Raw genomic sequence first — 11912 nt, forward strand, 5'->3', positions numbered from 1 at the left:
ATGGATCGACAATTCATATGTAAACGGGGTATTCATCTAACGTCAAGCAAACTTGCGCAAAAGGACGGCGTCGGGCAACGGTATTTCCAAACCGCATTTCGCGCCAGCCAATCCTGCAAAACGCCATCGAGGCCAGATGACCGAAGACGACAGCGAAAGATATCGCGCTCCCGCCCTCGACAAGGGTCTGGACATTCTCGAACTCCTGGCCCGCACCGATGGCGGGCTGACGCAGATCGAGATTGCCAAGGCCATCGGCAAGACCCCGAACGAGCTTTACCGCATGCTGGACCGGCTGGTGCGTCGCGGTTACGTTGAGCGGCTTGAGGGCGACCGGTTTTCGCTGACGCTGAAAATGTTCGGCCTTGCGCATTTCCACGCGCCGGTCCGCCGGCTGGTATCGTTCGCAGCACCCGTGATGCGCGATTTTTCCACAAGTGCCGAGCAGGCCTGTCACCTGGCCGTTTATGATCGTGGCAGCGTCGTTGTCATTGCCCAGCAGGAATCCTCAACCTATTGGGCCATGTCCATGCGGGTGGGCGCGCAGATGAGCCTGTTTCACACGGGATCCGGCCTCGTGCTGCTGGCATTTCAGACAGAGGCGCAACGCGAGATCATGATCACCGAACAGGTGCGCGGCGGCGGGGAAACAATGCCGGAAGGATTTGCCGAGCGACTGGCGCAGGTGCGCAGACAGGGTTTCGAATCCATGGACAGCCTCCAGACTGCCGGCGTTCGCAACATCTCCGCACCGGTGCTGACGCTTGATGGTACCGCGCTTGCCGTCATCACCTGCCCCTACATCACGCCGCTCGGCAGCAAGGCTCCGACGCGCGAGGCATGCGAAGCCCTGATCCGTGACGCGGCAAAGCGCATTTCCGAAGTAGTAACAGGAAACGCAAACCTCTGAACGGAACGAAAAAACGCGACCGGCAGGGACCCGATCGCGTTTTGAGTGACTGGAGATTTACATCTCTTAAACGTAAGGGGAACCGGAATGGTTCCCCTTTTTATTGTCAGGCGGCGGCCAGCGTCAGTTCCTTGCGGACCATTTCGCGCAGCGTCACCAGATCCTTGGCGAACAGGCGGATGCCTTCCGAGAGCTTCTCGGTCGCCATGGCGTCTTCGTTCATCGCCCAGCGGAACGCCTTTTCGTCAAGCGACTGCAGCGGCTCGGGCTTGGCGTTGTCGGGCGAAAGCTGGCGGACGAGCGTACCGGTGTCCTTGTCCAGCTCTTCCAGCAGCGCCGGGCTGATCGTCAGACGGTCGCAACCGGCAAGCGCCTCGATCTCGCCGACATTGCGGAAGGACGCGCCCATGACGACGGTGCCGATGCCGTTGGCCTTGTAGTAATTATAGATGCTGCGCACCGACACGACGCCCGGATCGGTCTCGGCGGTGTATGTCTCGCCGGTCGACTTCTTGTACCAGTCGAGGATACGGCCGACGAAGGGCGAGATGAGGAAAGCCTTGGCTTCCGCGCAAGCGACGGCCTGTGCCTGCGAGAACAGCAGCGTCAGGTTGCAGTCGACGCCTTCGGACTGGAGAACTTCGGCCGCCTTGATGCCTTCCCAGGTGGAGGCAAGCTTGATCAGAATGCGCTCGCGCTCGATGCCGCGATCCTTGTAGGCCGCGATGATGTGGCGCGCCTTGGTGATGGAGGCTTCCGTATCGAAGGAGAGGTCGGCATCGACTTCGGTCGACACACGGCCGGGAACGAGACCGGCAAGGGCAGCACCTACCGAAATCGCGAGACGATCGGCAACGGCGGCGACGACGGCGTCGGACTGGCCGCCCTGCTTCTTGCCCCAGGAAACGGCTTCCTTCACCGCATCCGCAAAAGCAGGGGTGCCGAGCGCTTTCAGAACGATGGTGGGGTTGGTGGTGCAATCCACCGGCTTCAGGCGCGCAACCGCCTCGATGTCGCCTGTATCGGCAACGACCGTGGTGATGGCGCGAAGTTGTTCGAGTTTGGACGTCATAGCGAATGATCCTTCATCATCTCTAGTAAACTTGCTCAGTCGTCTTTTCGTTCCCGCACCATGGGTGCGCCCAAGGCCGAAATCACGGTTCTGTCCGGCTCCGACTATCGCAAGCGGCACGACCGAAAGTCAAGACATTTGCGCATCGCAATTGACATAAGTTTCACGCCTGCGATACTCGACCTTGCATTAAGAATGGCGGAAACAGTGGCAAAACTGAGAAGAGAAACCCATACGGCCTATTCGGAAGCGGCTTCGCTGAGGCTGCGTGCCGCATGGCTTTATTATAATCAGGGTATGACGCAGAAAGATGTCGCCGAGAAACTCGGCATCAGCCGCTCCACCGTCATCCGCCTGCTGGACGAGGCGATGAAACGCTCCGAAGTGCAGATCTGGATCAATGAAGGCATCGAGGATTTTGTCGAGCTGGCCGGTCGGCTGGAGGTGGCATATGGGCTGGACGAGGCGGTGATCATTCCCTCTCCGGACAAGGTGAGCGCCGAAGGCACGGCCAAGGCCGTGGGTCTGGCACTCGGGCAATTCCTCTCCGAGGCGGTACCAAACAACGCCACCATCGGCGTCGGCTGGGGGCGCACCATGACCGCCTCGCTTTCCAGTTTCCGCCCGCCGCGCCGGGAAAACTGCAAGGTCGTCTCGCTGCTCGGCGGTATCGTCGCCGTGCACCAGACCAACCCCCTCGATTACACCTGGCGGCTGGCAAGCGCGCTGGGTGCGGAATGCTACATGTTCCTCGCGCCCCTGCTGGTGGATTCAGTCGAGACAAAAAGGGCGCTGATCGAAAAATGCGGGCTCGCCACGCTTTACGATCTGGCCGAAACCTTGGACCTTGCCATCGTCTCGTGCGGCGATATCGGTCCGCATTCGACCTCGCTCTCGGAAGGCTTCATTTCGAAGGAAACGCTGAGCGAACTCATCGATGCGGGCTGCGTCTGCGACACGATGTTCAACTTCATCGATGCGGAAGGCCGCTCCGTCGATCACCCGATCAATGAGCGCGCCATGGCGATCGATCTCGATACGCTGCGCAAGGCCAAACACATCGTTCTCGCCTCCGGCGGCGCCCACCGCGCCATCGCCATCCGCGCCACCATCAAACGCACCGGCTGCAACACGCTGATCACCGACGAGGCGGCGGCAAGGGCGCTGATGGAGCTGGTTTAGATTTCCGGAGGCCATTCGCGGGCGGCGTGCTGAACGAACAGAATTTCAATCTGCCTATCTCTCACGCGATAGGCCACGATGTAGGGCAGACCGGGAACGACCAACTCCCTCGTTCCTTCGATTTCACCGTTACGGCCGAGATACGGATTAGCGGACAGAAGGCAAGCCGTCGTTTCAGATCACCGGGAAGCTCGATTGTGCTCTTCATGGACAAAGAATAGCCGATCCTCGACAGATCGGCAAAGACAATCAAAAACCATCAGACCTTCCCCGTTTCCCAGCCGAGCATCGCCCGCTTGCGGGTCAGGCCCCAGTGATAGCCCGTCAGCGCGCCGCTTTTGCCGACAGCGCGGTGGCAGGGGACGACGAAGGAGACCGGATTGGCGCCGACCGCCGCACCGACGGCGCGGGACGCCGTGGGCTGGCCGATATCGCAGGCGATGTGTGAATAGGTGACGGCGCGGCCCATCGGGATTTTCAAGAGGCTTTCCCACACCCTCACCTGAAAATCCGTGCCGAGCAGCACGACCCGCAGCGGCCTGTCCGCCGACCACAGGGACGGTTCGAAAATGCGTGCGGCATAAGGGGCGGTCGCTTCGCGGTCCTCGACATAATCCGCATTCGGCCAGCGTCCGGCCATATCCTCGAAACAACCCCGTTCCTCGCCCGGATCGGCAAAGGCGCAGCCGGCAAGGCCGCGATCGGTCACCATGACCAGCGCAAGGCCGAAGGGCGAGGCGTGAAACCCGTAGCGGATCGTCAACCCGCCGCCCTTCGCCTTCCATTCGCCCGGCGACATGGCTTCATGGGTGACGAACAGATCGTGCAGGCGTCCCGGCCCCGACATGCCGACCTCGATCGAGGTCTCGAGCAGCGGCAAATCCTCTTCGCGCAACAGTCTCTTGGCGTGATCGAGCGTCACGGCCTGCAAGAAGGCCTTGGGCGACAGGCCGGCCCAGCGGGTGAAGGTTTTTTGCAATTGCGTCGGCGACTGGCCGAGCCTTGCGGCGATGGCTTCGAGGGAGGGCTGGTCGCGATAATCGAGTGTCAGCAGCTCTATGACGCCGCGCACCGTTTCGTAATCCGATCCGATGGGGGTGATGTCCTCGTTCAGCATGATATTGGCGTTCATCGCATTTCTCCTAACCGATACGACAGGACCACGAAAGCGCCTTTGTCTCCACCCGTTTCTTGCGTCGAATACCATTCTTCCGTCATACCGGCCTCCGAGCCGGAATGACGGATACTGCTTCACATCCGCCGCCTGACGGTCGCAAGCGCGCCGCCGAAGGCTTTGGCAAAGCTTTCACGGTCATCCGGGTTGAGGAACGACCCTATATCGGTCGCCTTCCCTTCGCCCGTGACATGCATGGAAACGATACCGATTTCCTCGTGCCGGCGCACCCGGAAACGCGCCCAGAAGGGGTTGAAGCGATGCTCCACCATGTGGCCGGCGGGAGAGAATTTGCGGATCGACAGGCTGGTATACGACACGCTGACTTCTTCCCGCGCTTCTGCCGCGCGGTAATTGGCGCGGAAGGCGATGTAGAGCAGCAGAAAATCCAGCCCCAAAAACAGGCCGACGGGCCATGCACCGGTGGCGAGGAAAAAACCGCCATAAACGAGGCCGGCAAGGCCGACCAACACCAGAAGCAGCCGAAAACCCCTTCTTCCAAGCGAACGGTGCGGAACGAGTTCCGCCGCGAAAATCGGCTGGTCGTTGAGCGTATCCACGTTGATTTCCTCAGGGCGGGCTGGCTATAGATAGGTCATGACAGTCGCCAAAAAACGATCCAGCACCCAAACCTCAAAAAAGTCAAATGCGACATCCGCGCGCAAGCCGGCGCGCGTGAAGACGATCTATTCGAAGGACGAGTTGACCGAGATCTTCCGCCGTTTTTCCATTCAGCGGCCGGAACCGAAGGGCGAACTGGAACACACCAACCCCTTTACCCTGCTGGTGGCCGTGGCGCTTTCCGCACAGGCGACCGATGTCGGCGTGAACCGGGCGACGCGGGCGCTGTTCAAGGTGGCCGACACGCCGGAAAAGATGCTGGCGCTCGGCGAGGAACAGCTGATCGGGCATATCAAGACCATCGGACTTTATCGCAACAAGGCAAAAAACGTCATCGCCCTGTCGCAGATACTGATCGACAATTTCGGCGGCGAGGTGCCGAAGACCCGCGAGGAACTGGTGACCCTGCCCGGCGTCGGACGCAAGACGGCCAATGTGGTGATGTCCATGGCCTTCGGCGTACCAACGCTTGCCGTGGATACCCATGTGTTCCGCATTGCCAACCGGCTCTGTCTTGCGCCGGGAAAAACCCCTGACGAGGTGGAGGACCGGCTCGTCCGCATCATTCCCGAGGAATATCTGTTCCATGCCCATCACTGGCTGATCCTGCACGGGCGTTATTGCTGCAAGGCGCGCAAGCCGGAATGCGAGCGCTGCGTAATTGCCGACATCTGCAAATCGCCCGAAAAGACCTTCGATATTCCAGCGCCGCTGGTGGAGCTACCCGCGCAGCTGTTCGGTGCGGCTGGCGGCGAATGACGGATCGCGCCGGCTGACAGCCTTGTGCAGATGGACCATCAACGAGGCGGCGAAAAGCGGCGTCAGAAGGTTGAGGAATGGAATTGCGAGAAACGCCGCGATTACCAGCCCGGCCATGAACACGGTGGTGCGGTGTTTTGAGCGGAATAGCCGCGCCTCGGCGGGCGAGCGGAAACGCATCGCCGCGAATTCGAAAAATTCCCGACCGAGCAGATAACCGTTCACCAGAAAAAACGCGATGAGGTTGACGCCCGGCACCAGCAGCAGCAAAAGCGCAATGAGGTTGCCGGCAATGACGACGCCGAAGAACTTGATCGATGACAGCACAGCCTCGCCGATCGGCATTGCCTTGCCCGGCGGATCATCGGGATAAGTCTTTTTTTCCACCACTTCGGCGACATCGTCGAGGAACAGGCCGGCAATGACGGCCGTAACCGGCGAGATCAGCAGGGCCAGGGCAAGCGCCAGCCCAATGCCGGCGAAAATGGCGAAAACGAAGGTCATCCACCCCGCCCAGTCCGGCACGCCGGGGATCAGCGTATCCACCCATGGCAGGGCGAAATAGATGAAGATGGAGCGGATGGCGAACCACAGCGCCGCCAGCACGAGAAGCGTCAGCCCCAGAACCTTCCAGAACACCGACCGCGTCTCGGCGGCAAAAAGATTGCGGAAGGCTTGTCGCGCCGCATCAAAAATCATTCGGAACTCCCTTGACGCCTCTCGCGTTAAACTTGCTGGCCAACGAGAGATAGGCGCTGGCCGCCCGCTTCGCAAGACCGATGCAAAGATGCCAGACGCGCGGAATTAAACCGCAGATGGAATTTCTCTTGTATAAAAGGTATCTCTAAAATATAATAATCTACCTATCATAATTCGCATTCCGGTCCGGTGGAGGACAAGGCCGGAAAAGCTGGCCCCCACCGTCAAATCGTGGTTCGCACGCTCGTTCGGGCGCGCGAATGCATCATCGTTATAACTAAGAACAATGAGGCGTTGATGGAAAAGCTGCTGTTGAATCTGACCCGCGCCATGAAGGCCGGTACACCCTCCGAGCGCAAGATCGCCAAATATCTGATCGAGCATCTGGATGAATTGCCATTTGAAACGGCGCAGACGCTGGCCGCCAAGCTCGGCCTCAGCCCGATGACGGTCGGCCGTTTCCTGCGTTCGCTCGGTTACCGGCAATTCAGCGATATTCGCGCCGATCTTCGCCACGCCGAAGAAGCGGCAGGCGCGGATCAGCCCACGATTGCCGACAGCGGCCAACGCCAGTCCAACCCGTTTTCCCACCTTCTGTCGCAGCAGATCCAGGCTATCCAGACTGCGTTCGATATGACCACGCAACCGATCTGGCATGTCGCCATGAACGAAATCGCTGTCGCGGCGGATGTTTTTCTGGCGACATCCCCGGAAGGTCTCGGTGCCGGCCGTCACTTCCACGGGCGTCTTCTGGAATACCGCGGACATGTGCATTACCTCGGCAGCGACAGCGCGGCCTATGTCGCCCTGTGGGATTTCGAACCCGCGCAAACCCTTCTCGTCATCATGGATTGCGGCGGCAGCCTGATGCCATTGCAACGCCTGTCGGCAACGGCGCGCAAGGCTGGCTACAGAACGTTGCTGATCACCACCCGTTTTTACGAATGGGGACCGGAAAGCGCCGATATCTGTCTTGCCATGCCGCAGACCCAGACTGGCGGCCAGGGCCTGCTGCAACTCGTCTCCCTGATGGAATTCACGCTCTGCGCCCTGGGCGTCAACGCCGACGAGACCGGCACGACACGCATGAAAAACCTCAACGGGCTGAAACGGTCGCTGCGCGGCTGACCTACACCCTGCCGTTTCACGGCGAAAAATCAGAGACTGTCCAGTTCCTGTCGATGGCGGTGCATCGCGAGAAAACGGCGATAATCCCGCTCGTAACGGGGTGCGAGCGCCGGATTGCCGGATATTTCGGCATTGCCCGGATACATGGCGGCACCCGCCGCCGCAAGACCCGCATGCACGCCGCCAGCCGCCGCCGCCGTCATCGCCGTGCCGAGAAGAACGGCGTCGGCGGTGGCCGGAACCACGATGCGCTTGCCCGTCACATCGGCGTAAAGCTCCATCAATAGCGGGTTCTTCACATGCCCGCCGGTGACATGCAGGCTTTCGACCGCGTAACCGAAACGCTCCATCGCATCGAGCACATGGCGCGCACCGAGCGCGATAGCCACAGCGGTGCGCCAGTAGAGGCGGCAGAGACTGTCGAAGGATGTATCCAGCGTCAGCCCGCTGATGACGCCCACCGCATGCGGATCGGCGAGCGGCGAGCGATTGCCGTGGAAATCCGGCAGCACATGCAGCCGCTCGGCGAAAGCCTCACCCTCGAGCGCGCGCAATTCGGTGATCCGCGCAACGATGCGGGCATGCAGCGCCGTATCCGGCTCGCCGCCCGCCGCATGCATGCGCACGATATGATCGAGCAGCGCGCCAGTGGCCGATTGCCCACCTTCCACCAGCCAGTGGCCGGGTAGGGCAGCCTGCCAATAGGGCCCCCAGAGGCTGTGCCCGGGCATCTGCCGCTCGGACATGGCCACAATGCAGCTCGACGTTCCGGCAATCAGCGCCACATGCCGGCCGACATCACCCAGCAGGCAACCGCCAAGCGCACCGAGGGCGCCGGCATAGGCATCGATCATGCCCGCAGCCACCCGGCAGCCAGTATCGAGACCCAGCTCATTGGCGGCCTCGGGCGAAAGCGTTCCGATGCTCTCTCCGGGCATCACAGTGGTGTCGGGCAACCCTGCCCGCTCCCTCAGATCGGCAAGCCCGGCCATTTCGAGATAATCCGCCTGCCAGCCCGGATTTTCCTGCGCCAGAAAATTCCACTTCGCCGTCTGCGTGCAATTGGAGCGTTTTGCGGAACCGGTCGCCTTCCAGGTCAGAAAATCCGCCAGATCGAAAGCGAAGGACATGCGCGCCCAGCTTTCCGTCAGATGCGCCTTCAGCCACATCAGCTTTGGCATCTGCATTTCGGGCGAGACGCTGTTGCCGGCGAAATTCAGAACCCGATGACCCGACGCCGTCAGCCGGTCAGCCTCGCCAATCGCCCTGTGGTCGAGCCAGACGATGGTATCGAACCGGTCTTTTCCCGTGACGGAGACCGAAACCGGCTCCCCCCTTTTATCGCGGATGACGAGCGAGCAGGTGGCGTCGAAGCCGATGGCGGCGATGCTTTCGCGCGAAACACCGGCATCGGCGAGCGCTGCCCTGACCGCTATGCAGACCGCATTCCAAATATCGGTGGAATCATGTTCGGCGTGGTTTTCCTGCGGCCTTTGCATCAGGATGGGATGGGTGGCGCGGGCAAGAAGCCTGCCGGTCGGATCGAAAATCCCGGCCCGTGCGCTGGCCGTACCGACATCGACGGCAACGAGATTTTGACGCATCAAGACTGCAATTCCATCCCTCGCGCAACGACCTCCGGGCGGCGGCAGGCATGATTTACTTCAGCCTGCGTCACGTTCCACCTGGCTGTCAAAACCACCCTTCCCCACATAACTGCCGACAAGTTGAACCAAATCCGGCATCGCGTCAAACGTGGCATCCGCCCCGAGACCGGCGATCTTTTCGCGGAATGCGGGAAACTGCGCATGCGAGCCGCCCGTAAAGGCAAAAACCGCCATGCCGGCAGCTTTGGCGGCGGCGATGCCGGCAGGGCTATCCTCTATGACGATGCAATCCGAAGGCGATACGCCCATCTGCCGCGCCGCATGCAGGAAAAGATCGGGTGCCGGTTTGCCCTTCTTCACCATCGTGGCGCTGAAGACATGCGGCTCGAATTTATCGATCAGGCCGGTCAGGCCCAGCGAATAACGGATGCGTTCCGGCTGGCTGGATGAGGCGACGCACCGCTTCAGGGCCACAAGCCTGTCCAGCGTTTCGGCAATGTCCTCAATGGGCCGCAATTCGGTCCGAAAGCGCTCGAACAGGGTCGCGCGCATATGGTCGAGAAAATCGATGTCGGTCTCGACGCCGTAGTCCTCAAACAGCGTCGCGGTCATGCTGGCGACGCTGCGGCCGAGAAAGCGGTTATAGGCCTCCTCCTCCCCCATCTCCACGCCGAGATGGGAGAGCATGTCGAGAAGAACCGAAATCGAAACCGGCTCGCTATCAACGAGAACGCCGTCGCAGTCGAAAATCAGCAGAGGTCCGGTCCCGTCTTTCATTTCGCATCACTTTTCAGCCAGCTTGTCGTCCAGATAAAGCTGCAAGGTCTTCGCCGTGCCTTCTTGCCACAGCGTCGTCAGTGCATGGGCAAAGCGTTTACGGAAAAGTTCCGATTCGGCAACCTTTCCGAAAATGTCATCAAGTGAGAGAAAGGCCATCGGATCGTCCTTGGCCTTGATTGCCGCCGACTGAAGCCTGTCAGTGCTGGCGTCGTTGAAGGTGATTTCCTGACCACTGTCGGTGGTGCCGTAAAAATAACGGCACCACAGCGCCGAGACGAGCGAAAGTCCGACGATATCGTCACCCGCCGCCAGACGGTCGGCGGTCGAAGGCAGGATGAATTTCGGCTGGCGGTTGGAGCCGTCCTGCGCCAGGCGCGGAATGGTGTCGCCAATTTTCGGATTGAGGAAACGGCGCTCGATCAGCCCGAAATATTCACCAAGATCGGTATCGGGAACCGGCGGAATGACCGGGATGATCTCTTCCTTTTCGAGCTTTGCCAGAAACGCCCGGATCAGCGGATGCTCCATCGCCTCATGCACGAAATGAATGTCGAGCAACGCTGCCGGATAGGCGATCGCCGCATGACCACCGTTGAGGATGCGGATCTTCATGTGCTCGTAGGGCGCGACATCGTTCACGAATTGCACACCCACCGTCTCGAGCGCCGGACGGCCCGCGGGGAAATTATCCTCCATCACCCATTGCTTGAATTCCTCGCAGAAGACCGGCCAGTTGTCGTCGATGCCAAAATCATCGCGGGCAATATTGCGCTCGCGCTCGCCGGTGGCGGGGGTGATGCGGTCCACCATCGAATTGGGGAAAGCGACGTTTTTTCCGATCCAGTCGGCAAAGGCCGGATCTGACAGTTCCGCTAGCCCGATGACCGCGTTTTTGGTGACCTTGCCATTATGGGGAATGTTGTCGCAGGACATGACGGTAAAGGGCCAAAGCCCCTTGTCGTGTCGCGCCTTCAGCCCGGCGACGATGAGGCCGAACACGGTTTTAGGCACGGATGGGTTCGTGCCATCCTCGGCGATCGCCGGATGCTGCGGGTTGAAGGAACCGGACGCATCGATGAAATAACCGCCTTCGGTAATGGTCATGGAAACAATGCGGATTTTCGGGTCGGCGAGCGTTTCGATGATGGCTTTGCTATCGCCGACCGGCAATATGTCGATCATCGGCCCGGTGACGCGCGCACCGGTGCGGTTATTGTCCTGCTCCACAACGGTGGTGAGGAAATCCTGCGCGGCGAGCTTTTCGCGCATCACCGCATCGGAAGGCAGAACACCCGCACCGATGATGGCGAAGTCATGGTCCGCTCCAGTGTTGAACAGGTCGTCCAGATAGACCGCCTGATGGGCGCGGTGGAAATTCCCAACGCCGAAATGCACGATGCCGGCGGAAAGATCGGCCCGGGAATAGGCCGGAATCGCCGCCGTTTTTTGGGCTTCATCAAGCGTTGCGAGGGAGAGTTTGCATGTCATGTCACGATCCTCGAAGGGGAAACGTTGTTCGTGGCGGGACCGGATGGCAGCCGGCACTCAGCGCGGATCTGCCTTCCAGCCTTCGCGTCATATCGCGATGCCCTTATCATCGAACCTGTGGATTTTGGTATCATCCGGTGTGATGAAGACGGTATCGCCGTGTCTGCATTCGAACTCGCCATCGGTTCGGGCGGTGATCGGGCCGATGCCTGGGACGTCAAGGTGGAGGAAGGTGTCGGAGCCGAGATGTTCGGCGACCGTGACCTTGCCCTGCCACAGACCGGCTTCCTTCGACAGGGTCAGGTGCTCGGGGCGCACGCCGGCTGTGGCGGCATTCTTCTGGCGGGCAAAGTCGCCTGTCACCAGGTTCATGCGCGGCGAGCCGATGAAGCCGGCGACGAAGAGGTTGGCCGGCGAGCGGTAAAGCTCCATCGGCGAGCCGACCTGCTCGATATTGCCGCGGTTGAGCACCACGATCTTGTCGGCCATGGT

The 11912-nt window shown here is 60.5% G+C and carries 12 protein-coding genes and 1 pseudogene; 4 read left to right on the plus strand and 9 right to left on the minus strand.

The genetic code is table 11. The annotated features are described in order from the left end of the window. Nucleotides 1–136: 136 nt before the first annotated feature. Nucleotides 137–910: an IclR family transcriptional regulator gene (locus tag QSK43_RS22285; RefSeq protein WP_332305318.1), complete on the plus strand. Its 774-nt coding sequence runs from the start codon at nucleotides 137–139 to the stop codon at nucleotides 908–910. A 106-nt stretch (nucleotides 911–1016) separates the two neighbouring features. Here the strand turns inward: QSK43_RS22285 and tal are convergent, their stop codons facing one another. After that, nucleotides 1017–1982: a transaldolase gene (tal, locus tag QSK43_RS22290; RefSeq protein ID WP_045024639.1), complete on the minus strand. Its 966-nt coding sequence runs from the start codon at nucleotides 1980–1982 to the stop codon at nucleotides 1017–1019. A 207-nt stretch (nucleotides 1983–2189) separates the two neighbouring features. On the opposite strand from tal, the gene QSK43_RS22295 reads away from it, so the two are divergent. Then, nucleotides 2190–3164 carry a sugar-binding transcriptional regulator gene (locus tag QSK43_RS22295; protein WP_332305319.1) on the plus strand — a complete coding sequence of 325 codons (975 nt, stop codon included), beginning with the start codon at nucleotides 2190–2192 and terminating at the stop codon, nucleotides 3162–3164. Here the strand turns inward: QSK43_RS22295 and QSK43_RS22300 are convergent. From QSK43_RS22300 to QSK43_RS22310, 3 genes and pseudogenes are all read right to left on the minus strand, one after another. Beyond that, a pseudogene (locus QSK43_RS22300) lies at nucleotides 3161–3334 on the minus strand (type II toxin-antitoxin system RelE/ParE family toxin); the annotation flags it as partial. The gene QSK43_RS22295 and the pseudogene QSK43_RS22300 sit on opposite strands and share 4 nt — an antisense overlap. An 89-nt stretch (nucleotides 3335–3423) precedes the next feature. After that, nucleotides 3424–4296, minus strand: coding sequence for a methylated-DNA--[protein]-cysteine S-methyltransferase (locus tag QSK43_RS22305; protein ID WP_045024642.1), 873 nt, complete (start codon nucleotides 4294–4296; stop codon nucleotides 3424–3426). Between the two features lie 119 nt (nucleotides 4297–4415). Continuing rightward, nucleotides 4416–4898, minus strand: a complete 483-nt coding sequence (locus QSK43_RS22310) for a DUF2244 domain-containing protein (RefSeq protein ID WP_332305320.1) — start codon at nucleotides 4896–4898, stop codon at nucleotides 4416–4418. A gap of 37 nt (nucleotides 4899–4935) precedes the next feature. On the opposite strand from QSK43_RS22310, the gene nth reads away from it, so the two are divergent. After that, on the plus strand, nucleotides 4936–5718 hold the full coding sequence (gene nth / locus QSK43_RS22315) for an endonuclease III (protein WP_332305321.1): 783 nt from the start codon (nucleotides 4936–4938) through the stop codon (nucleotides 5716–5718). Here the strand turns inward: nth and QSK43_RS22320 are convergent. Further along, nucleotides 5680–6417 (minus strand): sulfate transporter family protein, encoded by a 738-nt coding sequence (locus QSK43_RS22320; protein WP_332305322.1) that lies wholly within the window; start codon nucleotides 6415–6417, stop codon nucleotides 5680–5682. The two genes, nth and QSK43_RS22320, sit on opposite strands and share 39 nt — an antisense overlap. Nucleotides 6418–6711: 294 nt before the next feature. Here QSK43_RS22320 and QSK43_RS22325 point away from each other — a divergent pair, with 294 nt between their 5' ends. After that, nucleotides 6712–7545, plus strand: a complete 834-nt coding sequence (locus tag QSK43_RS22325; RefSeq protein WP_442967876.1) for a MurR/RpiR family transcriptional regulator — start codon at nucleotides 6712–6714, stop codon at nucleotides 7543–7545. Between the two features lie 29 nt (nucleotides 7546–7574). Here QSK43_RS22325 and QSK43_RS22330 read toward each other — a convergent pair whose 3' ends face one another. The 4 genes from QSK43_RS22330 to QSK43_RS22345 form a co-directional block, all read right to left on the minus strand. Then, nucleotides 7575–9149 (minus strand): FGGY-family carbohydrate kinase, encoded by a 1575-nt coding sequence (locus QSK43_RS22330; protein ID WP_332305324.1) that lies wholly within the window; start codon nucleotides 9147–9149, stop codon nucleotides 7575–7577. A gap of 60 nt (nucleotides 9150–9209) precedes the next feature. Next, nucleotides 9210–9929 (minus strand): HAD family hydrolase, encoded by a 720-nt coding sequence (locus QSK43_RS22335; RefSeq protein ID WP_332305325.1) that lies wholly within the window; start codon nucleotides 9927–9929, stop codon nucleotides 9210–9212. Between the two features lie 6 nt (nucleotides 9930–9935). Then, nucleotides 9936–11420 carry a mannitol dehydrogenase family protein gene (locus QSK43_RS22340; RefSeq protein ID WP_332305326.1) on the minus strand — a complete coding sequence of 495 codons (1485 nt, stop codon included), beginning with the start codon at nucleotides 11418–11420 and terminating at the stop codon, nucleotides 9936–9938. A gap of 87 nt (nucleotides 11421–11507) precedes the next feature. Continuing rightward, nucleotides 11508–11912, minus strand: a 405-nt coding sequence (locus tag QSK43_RS22345; protein ID WP_332305327.1) for a TOBE domain-containing protein, incomplete at its 5' end; no start/stop codon positions are given.

The organism is Rhizobium sp. GR12 (assembly GCF_036596185.1).
GTDB lineage: Bacteria > Pseudomonadota > Alphaproteobacteria > Rhizobiales > Rhizobiaceae > Agrobacterium > Agrobacterium nepotum.

What these genes read in the sequence shown, in the direction of transcription:
- QSK43_RS22335 (WP_332305325.1), bottom strand. Translation starts at nt 9,929, where the DNA reads ATGAAAGACGGGACCGGACCTCTGCTGATTTTCGACTGCGACGGCGTT.
- nth (WP_332305321.1), top strand. Translation starts at nt 4,936, where the DNA reads ATGACAGTCGCCAAAAAACGATCCAGCACCCAAACCTCAAAAAAGTCA.
- QSK43_RS22330 (WP_332305324.1), bottom strand. Translation starts at nt 9,149, where the DNA reads ATGCGTCAAAATCTCGTTGCCGTCGATGTCGGTACGGCCAGCGCACGG.
- QSK43_RS22305 (WP_045024642.1), bottom strand. Translation starts at nt 4,296, where the DNA reads ATGAACGCCAATATCATGCTGAACGAGGACATCACCCCCATCGGATCG.
- tal (WP_045024639.1), bottom strand. Translation starts at nt 1,982, where the DNA reads ATGACGTCCAAACTCGAACAACTTCGCGCCATCACCACGGTCGTTGCC.
- QSK43_RS22320 (WP_332305322.1), bottom strand. Translation starts at nt 6,417, where the DNA reads ATGATTTTTGATGCGGCGCGACAAGCCTTCCGCAATCTTTTTGCCGCC.
- QSK43_RS22340 (WP_332305326.1), bottom strand. Translation starts at nt 11,420, where the DNA reads ATGACATGCAAACTCTCCCTCGCAACGCTTGATGAAGCCCAAAAAACG.
- QSK43_RS22285 (WP_332305318.1), top strand. Translation starts at nt 137, where the DNA reads ATGACCGAAGACGACAGCGAAAGATATCGCGCTCCCGCCCTCGACAAG.